Source organism: Arthrobacter sp. Y3222053 (genome assembly GCF_059092805.1).
The window spans coordinates 175,514-199,462 of the sequence record NZ_JBNHIA010000003.1; the positions used below are offsets into that span (position 1 = coordinate 175,514).

The 23,949-nt window shown below is 68.3% G+C and carries 19 protein-coding genes; 7 read left to right on the plus strand and 12 right to left on the minus strand.

Going from position 1 to position 23,949, the window contains the following annotated elements:
• The first annotated feature begins 90 nt into the window (after positions 1–90).
• The gene (locus AC5RUW_RS08915; RefSeq protein ID WP_494160367.1) at positions 91–2,442 is read left to right on the plus strand and encodes an FdhF/YdeP family oxidoreductase; all 2,352 of its coding nucleotides are present in this window, start codon (positions 91–93) and stop codon (positions 2,440–2,442) included.
• Between the two features lie 84 nt (positions 2,443–2,526).
• Here AC5RUW_RS08915 and AC5RUW_RS08920 read toward each other — a convergent pair whose 3' ends face one another.
• From AC5RUW_RS08920 to AC5RUW_RS08950, 7 genes are all read right to left on the minus strand, one after another.
• Positions 2,527–2,844, minus strand: coding sequence for a DUF6457 domain-containing protein (locus AC5RUW_RS08920; protein WP_494160368.1), 318 nt, complete (start codon positions 2,842–2,844; stop codon positions 2,527–2,529).
• A 91-nt stretch (positions 2,845–2,935) separates the two neighbouring features.
• Positions 2,936–3,778, minus strand: coding sequence for a PP2C family protein-serine/threonine phosphatase (locus tag AC5RUW_RS08925; protein WP_494160369.1), 843 nt, complete (start codon positions 3,776–3,778; stop codon positions 2,936–2,938).
• 163 nt (positions 3,779–3,941) lie between these two features.
• Positions 3,942–5,264, minus strand: coding sequence for an adenylate/guanylate cyclase domain-containing protein (locus AC5RUW_RS08930; RefSeq protein ID WP_494160370.1), 1,323 nt, complete (start codon positions 5,262–5,264; stop codon positions 3,942–3,944).
• A complete protein-coding gene (locus AC5RUW_RS08935; RefSeq protein ID WP_494160371.1) occupies positions 5,257–5,826 on the minus strand; it encodes a PH domain-containing protein in 570 nt (189 codons plus the stop codon). Before AC5RUW_RS08935 ends, AC5RUW_RS08930 begins: the two co-directional genes overlap by 8 nt.
• Before the next feature lie 40 nt (positions 5,827–5,866).
• Positions 5,867–6,763, minus strand: a complete 897-nt coding sequence (locus AC5RUW_RS08940; RefSeq protein ID WP_494160372.1) for a biotin--[acetyl-CoA-carboxylase] ligase — start codon at positions 6,761–6,763, stop codon at positions 5,867–5,869.
• A gap of 63 nt (positions 6,764–6,826) precedes the next feature.
• On the minus strand, positions 6,827–7,675 hold the full coding sequence (locus AC5RUW_RS08945; RefSeq protein WP_494160373.1) for an SDR family oxidoreductase: 849 nt from the start codon (positions 7,673–7,675) through the stop codon (positions 6,827–6,829).
• 93 nt (positions 7,676–7,768) lie between these two features.
• Positions 7,769–8,656 (minus strand): hypothetical protein, encoded by an 888-nt coding sequence (locus tag AC5RUW_RS08950; RefSeq protein WP_494160374.1) that lies wholly within the window; start codon positions 8,654–8,656, stop codon positions 7,769–7,771.
• Between the two features lie 330 nt (positions 8,657–8,986).
• On the opposite strand from AC5RUW_RS08950, the gene AC5RUW_RS08955 reads away from it, so the two are divergent.
• The 5 genes from AC5RUW_RS08955 to AC5RUW_RS08975 all read left to right on the plus strand — a co-directional run bounded on the left by AC5RUW_RS08955 (position 8,987) and on the right by AC5RUW_RS08975 (position 15,401).
• Positions 8,987–10,582, plus strand: coding sequence for an acyl-CoA carboxylase subunit beta (locus AC5RUW_RS08955; protein WP_494160375.1), 1,596 nt, complete (start codon positions 8,987–8,989; stop codon positions 10,580–10,582).
• A complete protein-coding gene (locus AC5RUW_RS08960) occupies positions 10,579–10,824 on the plus strand; it encodes an acyl-CoA carboxylase subunit epsilon (RefSeq protein ID WP_494160376.1) in 246 nt (81 codons plus the stop codon). Before AC5RUW_RS08955 ends, AC5RUW_RS08960 begins: the two co-directional genes overlap by 4 nt.
• 154 nt (positions 10,825–10,978) lie before the next feature.
• Entirely contained in the window at positions 10,979–12,697 is a 1,719-nt protein-coding gene (locus AC5RUW_RS08965; RefSeq protein WP_494160377.1) for a DUF885 domain-containing protein, read from the plus strand.
• A 203-nt stretch (positions 12,698–12,900) separates the two neighbouring features.
• Positions 12,901–14,424 carry a dicarboxylate/amino acid:cation symporter gene (locus AC5RUW_RS08970; RefSeq protein ID WP_494160793.1) on the plus strand — a complete coding sequence of 508 codons (1,524 nt, stop codon included), beginning with the start codon at positions 12,901–12,903 and terminating at the stop codon, positions 14,422–14,424.
• 344 nt (positions 14,425–14,768) lie between these two features.
• The gene (locus tag AC5RUW_RS08975; RefSeq protein WP_494160378.1) at positions 14,769–15,401 is read left to right on the plus strand and encodes a Maf family protein; all 633 of its coding nucleotides are present in this window, start codon (positions 14,769–14,771) and stop codon (positions 15,399–15,401) included.
• Positions 15,402–15,873: 472 nt separating this feature from the next.
• On the opposite strand, the gene AC5RUW_RS08980 is transcribed toward AC5RUW_RS08975, so the two are convergent.
• A complete protein-coding gene (locus AC5RUW_RS08980) occupies positions 15,874–16,839 on the minus strand; it encodes a hypothetical protein (protein WP_494160379.1) in 966 nt (321 codons plus the stop codon).
• A gap of 391 nt (positions 16,840–17,230) precedes the next feature.
• Here AC5RUW_RS08980 and AC5RUW_RS08985 point away from each other — a divergent pair, with 391 nt between their 5' ends.
• Entirely contained in the window at positions 17,231–19,054 is a 1,824-nt protein-coding gene (locus AC5RUW_RS08985) for an acetyl/propionyl/methylcrotonyl-CoA carboxylase subunit alpha (protein WP_494160380.1), read from the plus strand.
• A gap of 123 nt (positions 19,055–19,177) precedes the next feature.
• Here AC5RUW_RS08985 and AC5RUW_RS08990 read toward each other — a convergent pair whose 3' ends face one another.
• From AC5RUW_RS08990 to AC5RUW_RS09005, 4 genes are all read right to left on the minus strand, one after another.
• Positions 19,178–20,578 (minus strand): MFS transporter, encoded by a 1,401-nt coding sequence (locus AC5RUW_RS08990; RefSeq protein WP_494160381.1) that lies wholly within the window; start codon positions 20,576–20,578, stop codon positions 19,178–19,180.
• Between the two features lie 264 nt (positions 20,579–20,842).
• Positions 20,843–21,187 (minus strand): hypothetical protein, encoded by a 345-nt coding sequence (locus tag AC5RUW_RS08995; RefSeq protein WP_494160382.1) that lies wholly within the window; start codon positions 21,185–21,187, stop codon positions 20,843–20,845.
• The gene (locus AC5RUW_RS09000; RefSeq protein WP_494160383.1) at positions 21,184–22,350 is read right to left on the minus strand and encodes an ATP/GTP-binding protein; all 1,167 of its coding nucleotides are present in this window, start codon (positions 22,348–22,350) and stop codon (positions 21,184–21,186) included. Before AC5RUW_RS09000 ends, AC5RUW_RS08995 begins: the two co-directional genes overlap by 4 nt.
• A gap of 128 nt (positions 22,351–22,478) precedes the next feature.
• Complete coding sequence (locus AC5RUW_RS09005; RefSeq protein ID WP_494160384.1) at positions 22,479–23,879, minus strand: NAD(P)H-quinone dehydrogenase; 1,401 nt, start codon at positions 23,877–23,879, stop codon at positions 22,479–22,481.
• Positions 23,880–23,949 lie beyond the last annotated feature (70 nt).

Sequence of the window (23,949 nt, forward strand, 5' to 3'; positions counted from 1 at the left end):
GTCCCTGCTAGGCCTATGGGTACATATACGACGGCCGACAGGACCTGCGGCGGCGGGGCCGACCAGTTGTCCGATGAAGGGAAGATCGCAGTGGCGAAGCAGAACCCCAAGGTGGAGGACGTTGACGAGAAGGACATAAAGGTCACGGGCAAACCCAAGGACTGGGCTGCAGGGGTTCCTGCCGTGTACCACTCCATGAAGCCGGCCATCGAGAAGATGGGGCTCTCCCGGGCTCTTGGCACAACCTTCCGCATGAACCAGAAGAAGGGCTTCGACTGCCCCAGCTGCGCGTGGCCGGACCCGAAGCACCGCAGCCCCTTTGAATACTGTGAAAACGGGGTCAAGGCGGTCACCTGGGAGGCCGCGCCCGTGATCATTCCCTCGGAGTTCTGGGCGGAGCACAGCCTCACCGATCTGCGCGAGCGCACTGAATACTGGCTGGGCATGCAGGGCCGGCTCACCGAGCCGCTGTACAAGGCGGCTGACGAGGACCACTACCGGCCGGTGAGCTGGGACCGCGCGCTCGGCATCGTGGCCGACAAGCTGAAGTCGCTGGACTCCCCCGAAGAGGCGGCCTTCTACACCAGCGGCCGCACCTCCAATGAGGCGGCTTTCCTCTACCAGCTCTTTGTGCGCGCCTACGGCACCAACAACCTGCCCGACTGCTCCAATATGTGCCATGAGTCCTCCGGCTGGGCCATGGGCCAGACCATCGGCATCGGCAAGGCCACCGTCACGTATGACGACTTCGGCAAGGCCGACCTGATCATTTTGATGGGCCAGAACCCGGGCACGAACCATCCCCGCATGCTCACCGCCCTTGAGGAGTGCAAGCGCAACGGCGGAAACCTCGTCGCCGTGAATCCGCTGCCGGAGGCGGGCCTGCGCCGCTACAAGAATCCGCAGAAGCCGCGCGGCGTCGCCGGCAAGGGCACCGAACTGGCGGACCAATTCCTGCAGATCCGCCTCGGAGGCGACATGGCGCTGCTGCAGGCCATCTCCAAGCGGGTCCTCGAGGCTGAGGAACGCAACCCGGGCACCGTCCTGGACCACGAGTTCCTGGAGCAACACACCGAGGGCCTGGCGGACCTGCGCGAGCACCTGGCCACGCTCGATGACGAGACCGTGCTGGAGGCCACCGGCCTGCGCATCGAGGAAATCGACGAACTGGCCGAGCGCTACCTCAAGGCCGAACGGGTCATCATCACCTGGGCCATGGGCATCACCCAGCAGAAAAAGGGTGTCGCCACGATCAAGGAAATGATCAACCTGCTGCTGCTGCGGGGCAACATCGGCAAGCCCGGAGCCGGCGCCGCCCCCATCCGCGGGCACAGCAACGTCCAGGGCGACCGGACCATGGGCATCTGGGAGCAGATGCCGCGGCACTTCATGGACGCGCTGGGCAAGGAGTTCGGCTTCGAGCCGCCCCGCGAGCACGGCGCTGACGCCGTGGAGACCTTCCGGCGGCTGCAGGACGGGCGGATCAAGTTCTTCATGGCGCTGGGCGGCAACCTGATCTCAGCGATCTCCGATACCCGGTTCGTTGAGCCCGCCATGCAGAAGGCGGAGATGTCGGTGCAGATTTCGATCAAGCTGAACCGCTCCCACCTCATCACCGGCAAGGAGGCGCTGATCCTGCCCGTGCTGGGCCGCACCGAGATCGACATCCAGGAAAGCGGCCGCCAGTTCGTCTCCGTGGAGGACACGGTCTGTGCCGTGCACGCCTCGCACGGCGGCGTCGAGCCGGTGTCCCCCAACCTGCTCTCGGAGCCGGCGCTGATCGCCCGGCTGGGGGCCCTGGTCATCGGGGACAGGATCAAGGCGGACTGGGCCGGCTATGAAAGGGACTACGACCTGATCCGGGACCACATCTCCCGTGTGGTGCAGGGCTGCGAGAACTACAACGAGCGGATCCGCCGCGAGGGCGGGTTCGTGCTGCCCAACGGCCCCCGGGATTCCCGCACCTTCAACACGCCCACCGGCAAGGCCATCCTCACGGTCAACGACCTGGAGCCGGTGGAGCGTCCCGAAGGCACGCTGATCCTGCAAAGCATGCGTTCCCACGATCAGTGGAACACCACGATCTACGGCCATAATGACCGCTACCGCGGCATCAAGGGCGGCCGGCACGTGCTTTTCATCAACCCCGAGGACCTCCAGGAACTGGGCCTGCGCGACGGCCAGTTCGTGGACATCCACGGTGTCTACAAGGACGGCGTGGACCGTGTCCTGCACAGCTTCCGGCTGGTCTCCTACCCCACCTCCCGGGGATGCGTGGCCGCGTACTACCCGGAGGCGAACGTGCTGGTGCCCCTGGAGCACGTGGCCGAAGGCAGCAACACCCCGGTGTCCAAGACGGTGATCGTCCGGGTGGTTCCGGCCGCTGCCGGTGAGAGCCCGGCACCCGAGGATAAGATGCGCCGCGCCCCTGCACCGGTCTGACGAGGCCGGCACCGGCGTAAAGGCCTGCAGGCCGGGAACCGTTCGTCCGGTTCCCGGCCTGCAGGCCTTATGGCTGGTGCGTTCCTACTGGGCAGAGCCCTTCCAGCCGGGAACGTCCGGGCCGTCCAGACCGGTCTCGGACAGCTGCAGCACAGTGTCCGCGGCCTTGTCCACGGCCTCGCCCGGCGCCTTGTGTCCGCTGCTGACCGTCAGAGCGGCGGCATAGCCGACCAGGAAGCTGCTGACGAGTCCGGCGTCGGGGCCCACGGAGCCTGAGCCCTTCTCATTCAACGTCCGCAGCAGGTGGAGATCCACTTCCAGGTCCAGGATCTGCAGCGCCTGTGTCAGCCTGCGGCTCCAGTCCGACAGGTTCATGTCTTCCATATCCGGTTCCGTGCTCATAGTGGCTCCTTTGCGGTGCGGTGACGGTCCTGCTGGTTCCTAGCTTTAGCACTCCCGGCGGCAGCGGCACAACGACCGCCGGCGGGTGGCGTTATTCCGCGGCGGGGTGCCGGGCGCCGTCGAACTGCTTCCGGCGGGCGGTGCCCGGGGCGCCGTCGGCCTCGTCACTGCCGGCCGCCGGCCCGCCTTCGACGTCGATGACCAGCACGGTCACGTTGTCCCGCCCTCCGGACCGCAGCGCCGCCTGGACCAGGTCGGCGCAGGCCTCCTGGGGCTCCGCGACGGAGGCGAGGATCTGGGCGATCTGCGAGTCGGAGACCTCACCGGTCAGTCCGTCGGAGCAGACCATGAGCCGATCACCCGGCTCAAGCGGGATCAGCCAGAAATCCGCCTCGGTGTCGCTGCCGGTGCCCAGGGCGCGCGTCACGACGTGTCGACGGGGATGCACGAGTGCCTCCTCCGGCGTGATCTGGCCCATGGCGACCAGTTCCTGCACCTCGCTGTGATCAACGGTGATCTGTTCGAAGACTCCGCGGCTGAGCCGGTAAGTGCGCGAGTCCCCCACGTTGAAGACCAGCCAGTGCGGTACGCCGGCTTCGCGGACCATGACGGCGCCGGTCAGGGTGGTGCCGGCACGTCCTCCGGAAGCGGCGCGGATGCGTTGATCCGCCTCCGCCAGCAGGGCTTCGAGCTCAGCGGCGGAGAGCTCGGGCAGGTGCTCTCCCACGATCGCGGATTCGGCAAGGGTCTGCACGCAGAGGCTGCTGGCAACTTCCCCGGCCTCATGGCCGCCCATGCCGTCTGCGACCGCGAAGATCGGATCAGCGGCGATCAACGAGTCCTCGTTGAGTTCGCGGCGCAGCCCCCGGTCGGAGGCGTAACCGTAAACGGCATGCAGATCCGTGTCCGGGGATGTCGTTTCGTCCGAGTTCATTCACGCCCTATCCGGCAGCAGTCCATTGAGACCCACGTTACGAGACCTCTTCCATACCCTAACCGACCCGGCCCCACGAGGACCGTGAATCCGGCGGCGGGTCAGCTTTGGCTCATGCCGGGCCGCGCCCCGGCACCGTGCTGAAGGCGGGACGTCCGCCGGATCAGTCCAGTACCAGGCCCTGCCCGGTACCGCGGGCCAGGGTCACCGGGTGGATCTCGCCGAAGCCGCGTACCGTCCGCGGCGGGTGCGGGATCAGCACGAACCGATCATTGCTGCGCAGCGCCGCTGCGGTGGACGCGTCGGTCAGGACGGTGCCCGGCTCCGCAAGGGACGTCAGCCGGGAGGCCAGGTTCACGGTGGGCCCGTAGATGTCGCCGAGCCGGGAGAGCACCCTGCCCCAGACCAGTGAGACCCGGGCAGAGGGCAGCAGCTCATCCTCGGTGAAGGCCTTCGCCAGGGCAAGCGAGATTTCGGCCCCGGCCTCGGGGGTCTCGGCGTTGAACAGGACTTCATCGCCGATGGTCTTCACCAGCCGGCCGCCGCCGACCGAGATGATCTCGGCGCACTTGTGCTCGAACCGCTGGACCATCTGGGCCAGGGTCTTTTCGTTCATCTGGCGGGAGAGGCTGGTGTAGGAGACGAGGTCGGCGAAGCCGACGGCGCGGGCCAGCGGCAGCGGGGCGTCGTCGGATCCGCCGCCGTGGCTCGCCAGGCCTGCCTCCGCCCGCAGGGCCAGGCGCTGCACCGCGGCGTTGAGCTGCCGCCGCCAGGCGTAGACCAGGGTCTTTTCCAGCGGCTCGATCAGGTCCGGGATCTCGGCGACCAGGGCCTTGCGGGCCTCGGCGTCGCTGATGCCGCGCTGGACAACCATTTCCTCGACCAGCGCCTCGATCTGCCACACCACCATGCGGTCCGTCATCTGCCCGATCGAACGCATGATCGAGATGGCGGCTTCCTCGGTGAGCTGCTCCTGGCGGACCAGGTCGATCACCGTGGACAGGGCCTCACGGTCCTGCTGCGTGAAGAAAACATCGTCGTCGTCGAGGTTGGGAAAGCCCATGGCGCGCCAGAGCTTGCGGGCGGAGAGCAGGGACACCCCCGCCTCGGCCGCCGCCTCGCGCCGCTTGAGCGTGCGCGGTCCACCGATCAGCCGCGCCTCGAGCCGGCGGACATCCTCCCGGTCGATTTCGGTACTCCGCCGTGCCTGCTCGGGCCGGGGCCGCGCGGACAGTGCAGGCATGGACAGGGTCAGCGGCTCCGGGTCAGAGCCGGGGCCGGGGCCTTCGGCTCCGTCCGTACGCTCCGCATAGGTGTAAAAGTCTCCGGAAGCATCGGGGCTGGCGCCCTGCTCATCCGGGTCCGCTTCGGCCCCGGGAACGGCATCCGCATCCCGCTGCGCGTCCTCGGGAACGGGCTCCGCAGCTTCGGCGGGGACGGCGTCGTCGGCCCTGTCCGGGCCCGGCACCCGGCCGTCCTCACTCATCGAATCCGCCTCCGTCCTCGTAGTCCCCATGCCCTTCCATATCTACACCATCGAACATGGCGGTCATTGGCAGCTGGCCTATGGCGGCGACCACAAGGGACCGGAAGCGGTGTACCTCCGGCACCCCGCGGTAGGGCACCACCCGGCCGTGCCCCAGATCCACCACCAGGGTTCCGGAGCGCTGCATGCGGTCGCTGACTCCCTGCCGGATCTCCAGCTGGTACACCGACGCGAGCGAGATTTCGTGCTCGCTGCGCCGCAGCACGCCGCTGCGGTGCAGCAGCCTCCGGCTGGTAAGGATGAACCGGGCCGCGGACCACTGCAGCGCCATGGGCAGGCACCAGCGCAGCACCACCAGCAGGGCGGCGGCCACCACGGCGAGCTGCAGATACGGGCCCCACCCGGACAGGGCGGGAGCAACCGAATCACGGCCGAGGAAGCCCACCAGGAAGCCCGCGGCTGCGCCGGCGAGCACAGTGACCGCCACAGGCCGCCAGAGCCGGCGGGCCGACGGCCGGCTGGAGACGATCACGCGCTCCCCCGGCGCCAGGTTCAGGCGCATGGAACCGCGGGCAGGGCCGTGGCCGTCATGGGCGCCTCCGTCACGGCTCCACCGGGCGCAGGTGCACGACGTCGGCGGCGTTGACCGTGTGCCGCTCCCCCTGGCCGTCCACCACCAGCAGCGCGCCGTGCCCGTCCAACCCGACCGCCCGGCCGGTGAGGAAACCGCCGTCGGGCAGTTCGGCACGCACCTGCCTGCCCAGGGTGTCCATCCGCGCGCGCAGGCGCTCCAGCAGGCTGGGGCCGTCGGCCCAGGGCGCCTGCGGGTCGCCGTCGACGGCACAGAACCCCGCGTAGGCGGCGGCGAAGTCGCTCAGGTAGGCGGCCAGCAGCACGTTCCGGTCGGTGGTGGAGGCGTACTCCATCAACAGGCTGGTAGCGGTGGGCACCGGCAGGTCCTCGTCGGTGAGGGAGACGTTCATCCCGGCACCAACCACCACCGCCGGAGGGTTGCCTCCGGTGCCGGGCACCAGCTGGGCCAGCACCCCGGCCAGCTTGCGGCCGTCCACCATGACATCGTTGGGCCACTTCAGCCGGGCCGCGACGCCGGTGCACCGGGACACCGCCTCGGCCAGCGAAAGCGCTGCAAGCAGGGAAAGCCAGCCGTAGGACTGGGTGGGCAGCGGGCGGCCGTGGGGGCCGTGGGGACGCAGCAGCACGCTGACGAACAGCGAACTGCGTTCCGGGGCCTCCCAGCTGCGGCCCATCCGACCCCGGCCTTCGGTCTGCAGCTCGGCCGTGAGCACACTGAAGTCCGGCCAGGCCTGCCCCGTTCCGGAAACGTCCAGGCGGGCTGCGTCGGCCAGATCGGTGTTGGTGGAGCCTGTCCGCTGCACCACATCGAGGCGGGAGACCGGACCGGCCGGAGCCACCAGCTGTGCCCTCAGGCCGGCTTCGTCCAGGCCCGGGCGTTCCATGGCCGAGTAGTGCTGTTGCATGGGTCCGATCTTACGCAACCGGGCCGACAACGCCCCGGGCCGGGACCGGCCGCCGGCTGCCCCCTAGAGGAAGAAGTCCGGCGCCAGCCGGTCCTCGGGGGCTCCCATGCTGTATTTGGTGAAGTCGGTGATGCCTTCCTCGCGCAGTACCTGCTCGTCGGTGAAGAACTGTCCGGTGGACTGCCGGGACGGGCGGGTGAGGATGGCGTGGGCGGCGTCGGCCATGATCTGCGGGCTGCGGGAGGCCTTGGCCACCTGCTCGCCCAGCACCGGAAGGTTGCGGATGGCGGCCGTGTCGATCGCGGTGCACGGCCAGAGCGAATTGACGGCCACGCCGTCCTGCTTCAGCTCCTCCGCGAGCCCCAGGGTCGTCAGGCTCATCCCGTACTTGGCCATGGTGTAGGCCAACTGCCCGCCGGCCCACTTGGGATCCAGGTTGAGCGGCGGAGAGAGGGTCAGGATATGCCCGTTGGAGGACCTGCGGAGGGCCGGCAGGGAGAACTTGGAGAGCATGAAGGCGCCGCGGGCGTTGATGTCCTGCATCAGGTCGTAGCTCTTCATGGTGACGTCGTCGGTTCCACGCAGGTCGATCGCCGACGCGTTGTTCAGGACGATGTCGATGCCGCCGAAGTGCTCGACGGCCTGCTCGACGGCGCCGGCGACGTCTTCGTCGCGCCGTACGTCCCCGATGATCGGCAGGGCCTTGCCTCCGGCTGCTTCGATGTCCTCAGCTGCGGTATACACAGTGCCCGGCAGCTTCGGATGCGGCTCGGCGGTCTTGGCCAGCATGACGATGTTCGCGCCGTCGGCGGCGGCGCGGAGGGCAATGGCGAGGCCGATGCCGCGGCTGCCGCCGGACATCAGGATGGTGCGGCCGGCCAGTGAACGGGGAGAGGCTGTGTTCTCGGTCATACGGACAGGGTAATTTATGTTACTGGTCAGTAACATCCGCAGGTGCATCACCCTCCCCGCCGCCCGGGCTGTGCAGCAGTCCGCCGGGGGGGCCTAGCTGTGCTGCCCGCGGGACCGGCCCAGCAGCAGCGTTCCCGCCGCCGCGACCAGCAGGCCCAGGCCCAGCACGCCCAGGTTCAGGGAGCCGGATCCGGCGTCAATGCCGGTGTCCGCCAGGGCTGTCTGGCGCACGCAGCCCGGAGGAGCGGGGCTGACCCCGGCCCGCCCCGGGGCGGCTGACTCCGCGCCACCCGGCGTCACGGCCGAATCCGCTGCCCCAGGTGTCACGGCCGACGGCGGGCAGATGCAGTATGCGGGCGTCGCCGTGCTGCCCGTCGCCGCCGTCCCCGTGGGTGTTCCGGCAGTGCCGGTGGGCGCCGGGCTTCCGGTGCCCCCCGTCGGCGTCGGGGTTCCCGTGGTCGGGCCGGGCGTGGGGGTTTCCGTCGTCGGGCCGGGCGTGGGGGTTTCCGTCGTCGGACCCGGAGTCGGGGTTTCCGTCGTCGGACCCGGGGTCGGGGCCGTGGTGGTTGGGGTGGGGGTCGGAGTGGGAGTCGGGGGCGTGGTGGTTGGGGTGGGGGTCGGAGTGGGGGTCGGCGTGGGACACGGCGGCAGCACGCACCCGTTGGCCAGGGCCCTGTTGTAGTAGTCCGGATCCGACTGCCACAGCGTGCTTCCGGGATAGCCCTCGAACGCGGGAATGATGTCGTTCGGATGGGAGTCGTGGCCCTGTCGATACACGGCGGCGGGATCCACGGTGAGGGACACGTAGGGATTGCTGGCCGACGACGTCGCGTGACAAAGCGTGATTTTCGCGCCGGGCGGTGCTCCCACCTGCGTGGGCATGGCACCCGCGTGGGCAGGGGCCGCCATGCCCAGGAAGATCAGGACGAAGGCCCCAATCAAGCCCAGGGCCCGGATTCTGAGACGCAGAGACTGGCTCATGGCGTGGTACTCCTCGCTGTTGACGGCCCTGGAAGTCCAGGAGCGGAGAACCTGACCAGCCGAGGGTACGTGTATACCGACCAGCAAAAGCAGGGTACGGAGCCAAACGGCCTGCGTAGTGATCCAGAATTCTGTAAGTAACCTGCACGTACTCTTTGTGAGCGCAGGAGAACAGCGCGCCGGTGCCCCAAGGGGCGTTCGGCGAAATTGTAGGGTTCCTACATCCGATGCGCGTGGTGGCCCTCACTAGACTGGTGGAATCGCGGGTTTGCTTATGCGGACCCTACTAAGGCAGCGGATGGCTGCAGCCCGACTTCCCCGAGGACGCCCATGAGCCTGGACCAGCAAACCGACCTGCACACCACCGCCGGCAAACTCGCCGAACTGCGGCGGCGGCAGGCCGAAGCGCTGGCTCCCGCCGGCCCCGAGGCGATCGGGAAGCAGCACGCGCGCGGCAAGCACACCGCCCGTGAGCGCATCGAGATGCTTGTCGATGCCGGCTCCTTCGTGGAGTTCGACGCCCTGGCAGTGCACCGTTCCACTGCCTTCGGGATGGAAAAGAAGAAGCCCCTCGGCGACGGCCTGGTCTCCGGCTACGCCACCGTCGACGGCCGCCAGGTGGCCCTGTACAGCCAGGACTTCTCCGTCTACGGCGGCTCGCTCAGCGAGGTCAACGGCGGCAAGATCGCCAAGGTCCAGGAATTTGCCCTCCGCACGGGCTGCCCGGTGATCGGCATCCTCGACGGCGGCGGCGCCCGCATCCAGGAAGGCGTTGCCTCGCTGGCCATGTTCGCGGACATCTTCCGCAACAACGTCCACGCCTCCGGCGTCATCCCGCAGATCTCCCTGATCATGGGCCCCTCCGCCGGCGGCGCGGCCTATTCCCCCGCCCTCACCGACTACGTGGTCATGGTGGACAAGACCAGCCACATGTTCATCACCGGACCCGACGTCATCAAGACCGTCACCGGCGAAGACGTGGATATGGAGACCCTCGGCGGGGCGCGGCAGCACAACACCACCACCGGCACTTCCGCCTATCTGGCCGCGGACGAGGAGGACGCCGTCGAGTTCGTGCGCGAGCTGCTCGACTTCCTGCCCTCCAACAACCTCGCCGAGGCACCGGTGGCCGCCTTCGCCCAGGACGAGGAGGCCAACGACGGCGACCTGGCCCTGGATACGCTCATTCCCGACTCAGCCAACCAGCCCTACGACATGCGCACGGTCATCGAGCAGGTGATCGACGACGGCCACTTCCTTGAAGTCTCCGCGCTGTACGCCCCCAACGTGATCATCGGCTACGGCCGGGTGGAAGGGCACACGGTGGGCGTGGTCGCGAACCAGCCGATGCAGTTCGCCGGCACCCTGGACATCGCCGCCTCGGAGAAGGCGGCCCGCTTCGTGCGCCACTGCGACGCGTTCAACATTCCCATTCTGACGTTCGTGGACGTGCCCGGCTTCCTGCCCGGCACCGACCAGGAGTTCAACGGCATCATCCGCCGCGGCGCCAAGCTGCTCTACGCCTATGCCGAGGCCACGGTGCCGAAGCTGACCGTGATCACCCGCAAGGCGTACGGCGGCGCGTACATCGTCATGGGCTCCAAGAAGCTCGGGGCGGACCTGAACCTGGCCTGGCCGACCGCGCAGATCGGCGTGATGGGAGCCCAGGGCGCGGTGAACATCCTGTACCGCGCTCAGCTGAAGGCCGCCGCGGCCGCCGGGGAGGACGTCGACGCCGCCCGCGAGGGCTACATCAACGCCTATGAGGAGGAACTGCTGAACCCCTACCAGGCCGCCGAGCTGGGCTACGTCGACGCGGTGATCGCCCCGTCCGAGACCCGGCTGCAGATCATCCGCGGGCTGCGGGCGCTGCGCGACAAGCGCGCCGCCCTTCCGCACAAGAAGCACGGGAACATCCCGCTGTGAGCGCCCACCCGATCGGGCTGCCGGAGCCTGAACAGTCCCCCGAACCGCTGTTCCGCGTGGTGGGCGGAAACCCCACCGCTGAGGAGCTGGCCGCGCTGACCGCCGTCGTCGTCGGCCTCACCGGTCCGGCACCCGAGCCCGCACCGGACCGCCGGGGCGCTGCCCGGGCCTGGACCCGCCGTCGCCAGCTGCGGCTGCTGCCGGCTCCCGGACCCGGCGCCTGGCGGCGCAGCTACCGCTGACCCCATCCTGCCCCGGGCCATCAACCGGGCAGCGGCGTCTCAACCTGCTGCGGCAGCACCCGCCTAGCGCCGTTACAGCCGGGAGTCAAGGTCGCTGCCGACTGATTTCGGCCGTGTTGCTGATTCCCCTTCCGTTGCGGTTAGGCTTCCCCTTGTGACCGAACAGACAACGCCTTCCGCCCTGCCCGCCGACGACGCCGCGCGCCGTCCGACCGCCATCGACGCCGTTGCCGATGCGCTGACCGAGCGCCTGCTGGAGCTGGATCCGACTTTCGCCACGTCCCTCGGCGTCCCGGGACACGAGACGGAGTATCCCGACTACTCCCCCGCCGGGCTGGAGAACTTCGCCGAAGCCGCCCGGGAGACTCTGGCGCGGCTCGAGGGCCTGGAGCCGGCAGACGACGTCGACCGCGTAACCCTCGATGCCCTGCATGAGCGGCTCGAACTTGAGCTGGAAATCCACGCCACCGGCTGGGATCTTGCAGACCTGAACAACATTGCCAGCCCCGCCCAGGGCATCCGCTCCGTCTTCGACCTGATGCCCACCGCCACGGTCGAGGACTGGCGCAACATCTGCGGCCGGCTCGGCAACGTCACCGATGCCCTTTCCTCCTACGTGACGTCGCTGCGCAGCGGTGCCGAACAGGGCCTGCTGCCCGCGGCCCGGCAGGTCCGGACCGTCATCGAGCAGTGCACCCGCTACGCCGAGGACGGCGGGTTCTTCGACCGCTTCGTCAGCGAAGCGGCGGCCGGGGACGGCACCGAACTGCCGCAGGACCTCGCCGCCGAGCTGCGCGCGCACGCCGAAGAAGCCCGCGCCGGCTACCGCGGTTTCGTGACCTTCCTTGCCGATGAGCTGCTGCCGCTGGCACCCGAGAAGGACGCCGTCGGCCGGGAACGCTATGCACTGATGTCCCGCCGCTTCCTCGGAGCGCAGATCGACCTCGAAGAGACGTACCAGTGGGGCGTCGAGGAGCTGGACCGGATCATCGCCGAGCAGGAGCAGGTGGCCAACCAGATCCGCGAGGGCGCATCGGTGGAAGAGGCCATGCGGATCCTCAACGAGGATCCCGCGCGCCAGCTGCACGGCACCGACGCGCTGCGCGCATGGATGCAGGACCTCTCCGACCGCGCCGTGGCCGACCTTGCCGACACCCACTTCGAAATTCCAGAGCAGATGCGGACGATCGAATGCATGATCGCGCCGACGGATGAGGGCGGCATCTACTACACCGGGCCCAGCGAGGACTTCTCCCGCCCGGGCCGCATGTGGTGGTCCGTGCCCGCCGGCGAGGACACCTTCAGCACCTGGAACGAAACCACCACCGTCTACCACGAGGGGGTGCCGGGACATCATCTGCAGATCGGCACCGCGACGGCCGCCCGGGGGCTGCTGAACTCCTGGCGCCGCAACGTCTGCTGGGTCTCCGGGCACGGCGAAGGCTGGGCCCTGTACGCCGAGCGGCTCATGGACGAGCTGGGCTACCTCGCCGATCCCGGAGACCGGATGGGCATGCTCGACGCCCAGCGCATGCGCGCCGCCCGCGTGGTCTTCGACATCGGCGTGCACCTGGAGCTGGAGATCCCCGAGCGCTGGGGCTCCGGCACTTGGACCGCCGAGAAGGGCTACGAGTTCCTCAAGCAGAACATCGCCATCTCCGAGGGCCAGCTGAACTTCGAGTTCACCCGCTACCTCGGCTGGCCGGGCCAGGCCCCGTCCTACAAGCTGGGCCAGCGGCTCTGGGAGCAGATCCGCGACGAGGTCCGTGCCCGTGAAGGCGACGCGTTCGACGCCAAGGCCTTCCACACCCGGGCGCTTCAGCTGGGTTCAGTGGGCCTGGACACGCTGCGCCGGGCGCTGCTGGACGGCTAGCACGGCTCCCCCGGGGCGTCATATTGATCCCACCCGGAAATGCGACATTTGTCACGGGCGGCGCGGGAATGCGCCGCCCGTCGGCGTCGGATCCCTTACCCGGAGCGGATCCTCCCTCACCGGCGGCCGCAGGACACCGGGAGGCGCGCGTAACATTTCGCAACTTTGAGGGTGCTCTGCTAGGGAAACTTCCCTAGCATCTTCTGGTGACCTCAGAAACCTCCTCCCCCATCAGCGCCCGACGGCGTCTGCCCGCCTGGGTGACCGCGTTCGGGCCCCAGATCATCGCCGCCCTGATCATCGGCCTGGCCCTGGGCCTGCTGGCCCGTGAGATGGGCGAGAGCGCGGACGGCGAGCCGAACTGGCTGACCACCACACTGAACACCGTCGGCACCAGCTACGTCTCGCTGCTGAAGGCCGCCGTCGTGCCGTTGATCTTCACCGCCGTCGTCAGCTCGATCGCGAACCTGCGCGCGGTGTCCAACGCCGCCCGGCTGGCCTGGCAGACCCTGCTGTGGTTCGCCATTACCGCGCTGATTGCCGTGCTGATCGGCATTGCCCTCGGTGTGATCCTGCAGCCCGGCGCCAACACGTCCGGCCTGCCAGAGGCCGGCTACGAGGGCGGCACCGGCAGCTGGATCGGCTTCCTCACCGGCCTGATCCCCTCGAACTTCCTGGGCCTGACCGCCTCCTCGACCGCCGTCGACCCGGAGACCGTTACCACCGCCCTGAACTTCAACGTCCTGCAGGTGCTGGTCATCGCCATCGCCGTCGGCATCGCCGCGCTGAAGGTCGGCAAGGCGGCCGAACCGTTCCTGGCCTTCAACGCCTCCGCCCTGGCCGTGATCCAGAAGGTGCTGTGGTGGATCATCCGCCTCGCCCCGCTGGGCACCATCGGCCTGATCGGCCGCGCCGTGGCCACCTATGGCTGGACCACCATCGGCTCGCTCGGCATGTTCGCCATCGCCGTCTACGTGGGCCTGGCCCTGGTGCTGTTCGTGGTCTACCCGGTGCTGATCAAGGCCAACGGCCTTTCCGTGCGGCAGTGGTTCTCCGGCGCGTGGCCGGCCATCCAGCTGGCCTTCGTCTCGCGCTCCTCCGTGGGCACCCTGCCGCTGACCCAGCGGGTCACCGAGCGGAACCTGGGCGTGCCGCGCGGCTACGCGTCCTTTGCCGTGCCGCTGGGCGCGACCACCAAGATGGACGGCTGCGCCGCCATCTACCCGGCCGTCGCCGCGATCTTCGTGGCCCAGTTCTTCGGCATCAGCCTTGACCTGGGACAGTACCTGCTGATCGTGCTGGTCTCGGTGCTCGGCTCCGCGGCCACCGCGGGGACCACCGGCGCCGTCGTGATGCTCACCCTGACCCTGTCCACGCTGGGGCTGCCGCTGGCCGGTGTCGGCCTGCTGCTGGCCATCGATCCGATCCTGGACATGGGCCGCACCGCGGTCAACGTCGCCGGGCAGACGCTGGTGCCGGCCATCGTGGCCAAGCGCCAGGGCATCCTGGACATGGACCTGTACAACACCCGCAGGCGCGGCGAGCCGTTCGCCGATGACTCCGACGAGCTGCTGGCCGAGCAGGCCCGCGGCGAGGCGGCGACCGACTCCGAGCGGACGGCTGCGGTGCCGACGGAGGAGACCGACGGGCGCGGCGTGTCCGTACCCGCCGGAGCGTCCGGGACCGGTTCCGCGCCCGACGCCGGTGCCGCCGCCCGCCGCGGCTGAGCCCCTGCAGGGCCCGGAGGGTGCAGATGTGTGACCTGCAGCGGTGCTGCCGAATTCGGCACCGTTGACAGGACACGCTAGGATTTCCTCATCTCGCACTTCCTTTGGCGAAGGCCGTCCCGCTGTCGGGGCGGCCTTCGCTGTATCCCGGCGGCTTTTCGGTGTGGCGGCGCTGCGGCGGGCTGCGGGGCGGGCGGCGGTGCGGCGCAGTGCGGCCCGGCGGGCCTGTCCCCCGGAATGCTTGGGCGCTTCCCAAGCCGGCTGCCCGCCCTGCAGCGGGCACGCCGTCGTCGTACCACCCCATCGCGCCCACCCCGTCCCGGGGGTTGGATAGGCTGGAGGGCGTGACTGACCTCAGCCTGATCCTCGCCTCCGCCTCCCCCGCCCGCACCAAGCTGCTGACCGACGCGGGCATCGCCCACCGCGTCCTGGTCTCAGATGTGGACGAGGACGCGGTCACGGCTGCAGCCGGCACCCCTTCCCCGGCCGAGACGGCGCTGCTGCTGGCTCGGGCGAAGGCGGAGTCCGTGGCCGCCTTGCCTGCTGCGGAGGGATCGCTGGTGGTCGGCTGTGACTCGGTGTTCGAGTTCCAGGGCGAGGCGCACGGCAAACCGTGGGAGCCCGACGTCGCCCGCGCCCGGATCCGGCGGATGAGCGGCACCTACGGGGTGCTGCACACCGGGCACTGGCTGGTGGACCGCCGGGCGGAGTCCGACGGCGGTTCCGGCACGTCCGCGGGCCTGCTCAGTTCCGCAGAGGTGCACTTCGCCGAGCTGACCGGCGCCGAAATCGACGCCTATGTGGCTACGGGCGAGCCGCTGCAGGTGGCCGGGTCGTTCACCATCGACTCGCTCGGCGGGGCGTTCATTGAGAAGGTCGTCGGCGACCCGCACGCCGTCGTCGGGCTGTCCGTGGTGACGCTGCGGAAGCTGCTGGCCGGCGCCGGCGTCTCCGTCACCGACCTGTGGGACCGGTAAGCCCTGCACCGTCCATGCGCCTTCGGGCCGCGTCAGCGGGAGGACGCCCGGGCAGCTTCCGTTGCGCAGCTCGTCCCGCCAACGACGGCCCCTCCACCGTCACGGCCATCCATTGCGCAGCTCGTCCCGCCAACGACGGCCCCTCCACCGTCACGGCCATCCATTGCGCAGCTCGTCCCGTTTACGATGGCCCCCTCCCTCGTCACGGCCATCCGTTGCGCAGATCGTCCCGCTTAGACCCGCGGTTAGGGGGACGAAGTGCACAAGAGCTTCGACTCTCGCGCCACGCGGCCGTCCATTGCGCAGCTCGTCCCGCCAACGACGGCGCCCTCCCTCGTCACGGCCGTCCATTGCGCAGATAGGCCCGCTTAGACCCGCGGTTAGCGGGACGAAATGCACAAGAGCTTCGACTCTCGCGCCACGCGGCCATCCATTGCGCAGCTCGTCCCGCCAACGACGGCGCCCTCCACCGTCACGGCCGTCCATTGCGCAGATCATCCCGTTGCTCCGGCCGCTCCCAGCCGCCCAGAAGCAACCCTCGCATGACCTTACCTGCGACCCATGGCCCTCCTTGCCGCATATCGGCCGCGTTGACCTTGACCTGATGCCAGCCAAGCTCAGCGACCATGAGGTCGCGATGATGGTCGGCGGTCTGTTGCTCCCGCGTGAGGTGATGTGCGCCCTCGTACTCAACGCAGGTCCGGTACTCGCGGCAGCCCAGGTCGGTCCACGCCACCGGGTACCCTGTCTCGTCCAGCAGCGGAAGGTTTGGGGTGAACGGCGGCAGCCCTGCCCGGCTCAGCATGAGCCGCAGATAAGTCTCCGGGGGCGAGTCAACGCCCACACGCAGCAGGTCAAGGGCAGCGCGCGCCTTCCGGATCCCGGCAACCCGTGGCGCCTGCCCGATGTAGGCCTGCAGCACCGGCAAGGGGACCAGGGGGATGCGGGGCTGTCCGAAGTGCCGTCGCAGCTCACTGATCAGACAGTCCCCGGCCGCCACCAAGTCGTCCGGGCGGAGGATCGAGGCCAAGTCCAGCCAGGTCCGCGCCGGCGCCGTCACGCGCAACCCGGGTACCGGACACAGCACTTCGTCCGGCGCCAGTGTCAGCCGGTGCCCCACCACGTGGCGGCGGCGCGGCGCGGCGCTGCCTGCCGGGCGGGTCAGGTGCAGGACGGGCTCCTTGGACTGCGCCTGCGGCAACGGCATGCCGTAGATCCGCGCTGCTGTGGTGTGGCTGACCACGGCATCAGGCTGAAGCTGCAGGTAAGGCCGACAACTTGTGGCGATCTCGACGGCGCCGGGCGGCACCCTGATGCCACGGCTCGGGCGGCGCAGATCCCCGGCCAGAAGGCGCTTGCGGCTGATACCCAAGTCGCGCGCCTGCTGCAGCGTGAATGGAACGGACAGCGGCTCAGGCAGCGGCTGGGGTTTGCGCATGCGTCTTTACTACCGGCCCGACTCCAGCGCTCCCGGCTTATCCACAAGCACTGCGTCCGCGGCCCGTGCGGTGGGGCGGGGTCGCGCTCTTGTCGCCACCGCAACGCGCTCATGCGATGCCCACTGACGCCCACCGATAGACACACGGCCACGGCCTGCCCGTCCACTCCCCGAGAGCCCGCGCCCCCGCGCGTCCGCGTCACCACGCCCACCCCGCCTCCAGCCCCCGCCCCATCACCCACACGAACCCCGCCCCATCACCACACAAACCCCCGCCTTGTAGGGTCCCCACAAACAATCCGGGCCCACTACGCCGGGATATGACGCATTATGGCTCGATGCCACAAAACCGGGTTAGGCTCCGAACAGATTCGAAGGAGCCAGTGCATCAATGAACATTCCCCCTGCCGCCGCCGACGGCGTTGAAACTCCGGGCAGCATCAAGCCGCTGACGAAGGTCCTGGTCGCCAACCGCGGCGAGATCGCCGTCCGGGTGATCCGGGCCGCCCGTGACGAGGGCGTTGCCGCGGTCGCCGTCTACGCCGAACCGGACCGCGATGCCCTGCACGTCCGCCTCGCCGACGAGGCCTACGCCCTGGGCGGGGAAACCGCCGCGGACTCGTACCTGGACATGGACAAGCTGCTCGACGCCGCGGCCCGCTCGGGCGCGGACGCGATCCACCCCGGTTACGGCTTCCTGTCCGAAAACGCGGGCTTCGCCCGCCGGGTGCTCGACGCCGGCCTGACCTGGATCGGTCCCTCCCCCGAGGCCATCGCGGCACTCGGTGACAAGGTGCAGGCCCGGCACATCGCAGCCAAGGTGGGCGCCCCTCTGGTGCCCGGCACCGCCGATCCGGCCTCCTCCGCCCGGGAGGTCATCGACTTCGCCTCCGAGCACGGCCTGCCGGTGGCGATCAAGGCCGCGTTCGGCGGCGGCGGCCGCGGCATCAAGGTCGCCCGCACGCTCGACGAGATTCCGGACCTCTACGAATCGGCGGTCCGCGAGGCGACGGCCGCGTTCGGCCGCGGCGAGTGCTTCATTGAACGCTTCCTCGACGCCCCCCGGCACGTGGAAACCCAGTGCCTGGCCGACGCGCACGGCAACGTCGTCGTGGTCTCCACCCGTGACTGCTCCCTGCAGCGGCGCAACCAGAAGCTCGTGGAGGAGGCCCCGGCCCCCTTCCTCTCGGACGAGCAGAATGCCCGGCTCTACGAGGCGTCCAAGGCCATCCTGCGCGAGGCGGGCTACCAGGGCGCGGGCACCTGCGAGTTCCTGGTCGGCCGCGACGGCACCATCTCCTTCCTGGAGGTGAACACCCGGCTGCAGGTCGAGCACCCGGTGTCCGAGGAGGTCACCGGGCTGGACCTGGTCCGCGAGCAGTTCCGGCTGGCCCGCGGCGAGAAGCTCGGCTACGGCGACCCGGAGATCCGCGGGCACAGCATCGAGTTCCGGATCAACGGCGAGGACCCGGGCCGCAACTTCCTGCCCGCCCCCGGCACCGTGCGCACCCTGCGCCTGCCCTCCGGCCCCGGCGTCCGCGTGGACACCGGCATCGAGGCCGGCGAAACGGTGTCCGGCGCCTTCGATTCGATGCTCGCCAAGCTCATCGTCACCGGTGCCACCCGCGCCCAGGCCATCGAGCGGGCCCGCCGGGCCGTGGCGGAGATGGAAATCAGCGGCATGCCCACCGTGCTGCCCTTCCACGCCGCGGTACTGCGGGAACCGGATTTTGTGCCGGCCGAAGGCCCCTTCCGTGTGCACACCCGCTGGATCGAGACCGAGTTCCGCAACGACCTGCCGGCCTGGATCGGGGACCGGGCCGCCGACGACGCCGACGACGAGGCCCGCCGCCGAGTGACGGTGGAGGTGGGCGGCAAGCGCCTCGAGGTCGTGCTGCCCGAGGCGCTCGGCGGCGCCAAGCCGGCCAACGGCAACGGCAACGGCCGGTCCCGCAAGGCCGGACGGGCCCGCACCGCTGCGGCTGCCGCCTCGGGTGATGAGCTCACCTCCCCGATGCAGGGCACCATTGTGAAGGTCGCCGTCCAGGAGGGCGCCGTAGTCGCCGAGGGCGACCTGGTGGTCGTACTGGAAGCCATGAAGATGGAGCAGCCGCTCACCGCCCACAAGGCCGGCACCATCACCGGCCTCTCCGCCGTTGCCGGCGCCACCGTCCCGGCGGGCGCAATCATCGCAAGCATCCTCGACCAGCCGTAGCCTGGCCGGCGAGGGCCCGACGGCGGTGCGAGCCGCCGTCGGGCCCGCCCTGGCACAGCAGAAGGACCAGGCCCCGTGCGGGACCTGGTCCTTCTGCTTTGCCGGGCGGCGGGTAACTGACCCCTAGCCGGCGTGGTTTTCGTAGTCGACGTCCTTGGTTTCCTTGGTGAGGAACAGGGCGATCAGGGTGAGCACCGCCATCGAGCTCAGGTACACACCGACCAGCCAGGTGCTGCCGTTGGCGGCCTGCCACAGCGCGACCGCAATGAACGGCGCCACGGCGGCACCGAGGATCGAGGAGACGTTGTACGCGATGGCCGAGCCGGTGTAGCGCACGTTGGTCGGGAACAGTTCGGGGAGGATGGCGCCCATGGGCCCGAAGGTCAGGCCCATCAGGGTGAAGCCGAGGATCAGCACGGCCATGGTGCCCACGAAGCCGCCACCGAACAGCGGGTCCATCAGGAAGCCGAAGATGAAGATTCCCACGGTGACCACGAGCAGGGTCTTGCGGCGGCCGAACTTCTCGGCCAGCGGGCCGGCGACCATGGTGAAGATGCCGAAGAACACGACGCCGACGATCAGCATGATCAGGAAGTCGTTGCGGGTGTAGCCCAGGCCTTCGGCGAAGGTGGAGGGGTCGAAGGTCTTCCCGGCGGCTTCGGCTGCGGCGCGGGCGTCCGCCTCGGACTTGGCGGCGGTGCCGTAGGTCAGGGAGAAGGTGGTCATCAGGTAGAACAGCACGTAGGTGGCCAGCATGATGAACGTGCCGGCGATCATGGCGCGCCAGCTGGTGCGGAACACGGTGCCCAGGGGCAGCTTGGCGACCTTGCCGGTGTCCACGGCCTTCTGGAAGGCGGGGGTCTCCACGAGCTTCATGCGGACGTACAGGCCGATGATGACCATCACGGCGCTGGCCAGGAACGGAATGCGCCAGCCCCAGGACATGAACTGATCGTTGGTCAGGTTGAAGCTGAGGATCAGGAACAGGCCGTTGGCCAGGATGAAGCCGATCGGGGCGCCCAGCTGCGGGAAGGTGCCATAGATCGCGCGCTTGTTGGCCGGGGCGTTCTCAGTGGCCAGCAGGGCCGCGCCGGACCATTCACCGCCGAGGGCCAGGCCCTGGGCGAAGCGCATGACCACCAGCAGGGCCGGTGCCAGGATCGCCCAGCCCGGAACCAGGGCGGTGGGCAGGCAGCCGATGAGGAAGGTGGCGATGCCCATGGTCAGCAGCGAGGCAACCAGGGTGCCCTTGCGGCCGTTCTTGTCGCCGAAGTGGCCGAAGACGATCGAGCCCAGCGGACGGGCAATGAACGCGACGCCGAAGACGGCGAAGGAGGCCAGCTGGGCGACGATGCCCTCCTGGCTCGGGAAGAACAGCGCGGGGAAGACGAGCACGGCCGCGGTGGCATAGATGTAGAAGTCGTAGAACTCAATCGAGGTGCCGACGAGGCTGGCGATGAGGACCCTGCCGCGCGGGTTGGCTGGTGCTGGTGCGGCTGTGGAGCCGGACGATGTTGTTGTCATGGCGGTCTTCCCAGTGAGAGTGCGGGTTCGAACAGGACATCATCGTAAAACCGGCAGTCCAACATACGGACATATGTCCATATAATGAGATACGGCCCCGAAACATTTGAGTTTTCCCGCCCAAATTGGGACGCCGGAGCGGCCCGAACGTACCCGGTCGGCACCGGACGGCATCCTGCCAGCAGGGGCTTAACCGCCGAACCGCCGACGGCGTCCGCTCCCCTGAAGAGGAGGAGCGGGACGCCGTCGGGGGCCGCTCTTGCCTTAGACCCGAGATGCCGGTGGCGTCGGGGCCCCCCACACCTCGGCGTATTCGGTCTCGTATCTGGGCCACACCTTCTTAAGGCCATCGTCTACTGAATGGATGCAGTCGGCGATGGGCGGTGAAAGCACGAAATCGTGCGGAATCACGCGACCTGCACTGTCCCTGCGTTGCTCCGGATCGAGGAAGCGCAATGCCACCCGAGCACCCACGCGGCGAAAGACCTCTGGTTCCTCCTCCAACCCCCCGAAAATGTCCTCGTACGTCAGCAGCGGATCACCAAGTCCTCCCGCACGCAGGAAGCGGAACCCCCATGTCCGTCCACGGGTGGCCCAGATGACACTCATCTCTGGCTCCTCAGCAAGACTCCCGCTTCCTCGCCCTTTTCCAAGTCCATGCGAAAACGGGTAAGAGTGGCAGTCAGCAGGTTTTGTTTGGCCACGGCTTCTGAGTTCACTTCCCGCAGGCGATCTCCCGCTAGTCGAAGAGCAGCTTCTACGGCGTCCTTTGACACCAAGCCTCCTACGAGCCGGAGGACGGGATTGGCTCCGAACGGTAGCTTCGCAAACTTGTTGACAAGCGCTCCGGCCACAAGGCTAGCCCCCATGCCCACCAAGTTTTCGGCAACCCGCTTCGGGAGTTGTTTGGCTTTAACCCACCGAAGGTGGCGTTCGAAAGGAACGATTGCCGCCAGAGGAAGAACTAGTTCCAGACCCACGCTCCTTGCAACGTCAATCTTGTTGGCACTAAATTCTGCGGAAGAAATCAGGAGAAAATCTTCGCCTACGGCAAGTGCACTGCTGCCCTCCACCATGCCAGCGAGCACCTCTTGAAGCTGGCTGATGTTCTCGCCGGCTTTTTCTATCATGAGGTCGCGAAAACCAACCACGTCCAAGTCGGGCAGCAGGTCTGCCTTAGAGAGGGCAAGGAACCAGACCCGGGGGAACTCAACGAGGGGCTTCCCGTCTTCCAAGAGCTCATCTTTAAGCGAAAGAAGTCCATTGCCGAAGCTCGTAAGAAGGGACTTAAGATACCTTTCCTCTTCACCCGCGTGATCCAAAATCTTCTGAGCGTCCACCAGGAGAAAGGCCACGTCGGAAGTGAGTAGGGACCTAAAAGTATCGATGCGTCGTCGAGCTTCCTCGACCCCGCCGACATCTTGATTGAACCATTCGCCGGGATAGTCGTGCCAAACTAGTCGCAGTGCGTCAAAGGGCCGGGACTTGGCTGCTTTAGCATCTGCACTGTCCTTGAGCTTAGCGGTGAATGCGTAGGGGGTCCCAGCGAACCTGGTCATGGCTGGAACCTGCGCCGTGTTTCGCATTTTTAGGTAGTTGCTGTGAAGGCGAGTTCCTTGGCCAAGATTATCTGCCAGAAGATCATACAGACTCTTATGCGGATACTGAGGTTCCTGCGCAGCCCCGTAAAAGGACGAAATCATGACTGTCTTGCCGCTGCCGCTTTCACCGAAGACGGCGATGTGTTGCTCCAGCGCTCTGCTTAGTTCCATAGCAGCACCCTATACGCGCCCGATGGCCTTTTCGTTTCAGCACCGAAACGGAGGGCATCAAAACGCCGACGGCGCCCGCTCCCCGGAAGAGGAAAGCGGACGCCGTCGGGCATCGCAGGAGAAAAGGGCTACATATGCACGTGAAGCCGCCGTGCCGCCTCCGAGATCGATCCCGTCAGCGACGGGTAGACGGTGAACGTGTTCGCCACGTCGTCCACGTGCAGCTTGTGCGTGACAGCCATGGCGATCGGGAAGATCAGCTCGGACGCGCGCGGGCCGACGACGACGCCGCCGATCACGGTGCCGGAGCCCTTGCGGGAGATGATCTTCACGAACCCCTCGGTCACGTCCATCATCTTGGCGCGCGGGTTGGTGTGCAGGGAGAGCTTGATGACGTCGCCCTGATAGCGGCCGGCGGCAATGTCCTGCTCGGAGACGCCTACGGAGGCGATTTCCGGAGAGGTGAAGATGTTGGAGGCCACCTGCTTCAGGCGCAGCGGCTTCACGCCGTCGCCCATCAGGTGCGCGACGGCGATCCGTCCCTGCATGGCGGCCACCGAGGCAAGGTTGAACACGCCGGTGCAGTCGCCGGCGGCGTAGACGTTCGGCGCGGTGGTGCGCGAGACGCCGTCAACCTTGATCTGGCCGCGCTCGTCCAGCTGCACGCCGGCCTCCTCGAGGCCGATGCCGGCCGTGTTCGGGATGGCGCCGACGGCGACGAGGCAGTGGCTGCCCTCCACGGTGCGCCCGTCGGAGAGGGTGACCAGCACGCCGTCGCCGGTGTTCACCACCGAGTCGGCGCGGGAACGGTTCAGGACGGTCATGCCGCGGGCCTGGAAGACGTCCTCCAGCACGACGGCGGCGTCGGCGTCCTCGCCGGGCAGCACGCGGTCGCGGCTGGAAATCAGCGTGACCTTGGTGCCGAGGCCGTTGTAGGCGGAGGCGAACTCGGCGCCGGTCACGCCGGAGCCGATGACGATCAGGTGCTCGGGCACCTCGGTCAGGTTGTAGATCTGCTTCCAGTTGAAGATGCGTTCGCCGTCCGGCTTGGAGCTCTCCAGCTCGCGCGGGTTGGCGCCGGTGGAGATCAGCAGCGCATCGGCTTCGACGGTTTCGGTGCCGTTCTCGGTGACCGCCTCGATGGTGCGGTGGTCCAGCAGCCGGCCCTCACCGATGATCACCTTCGCGCCCATCCGCTCCAGGGTGCGGCGGATGTCGTTGGACTGTTCCTTGGCCAGGGCCAGCAGGCGGGCGTTGACCACCTTCAGGTCGGCGACGACGGGCGAACCGTCGGCCAGCTCCACACCGAGGTTGTGGGCGGCGACCAGGCGGGTCATGATGTCGGCGCTGGCAATGAGCGTCTTGGAGGGAACGACGTCGGTCAGCACCGCGGAGCCACCGAGCCCGTTGCGCTCGACGACCGTCACCTCGGCACCGAGTGAGGCGGCGACCATGGCGGCTTCGTAGCCGCCGGGGCCTCCGCCGAGGATCGCGAGTTTGCGGGCAGTAAAGTCAAGATGGCTGGTCACAGCATCCCATTCTGTCCCATCCGTCGACAGCGCTCAAACAGTGCGCGGTGGAACCTTGCCCGCCGGCCCC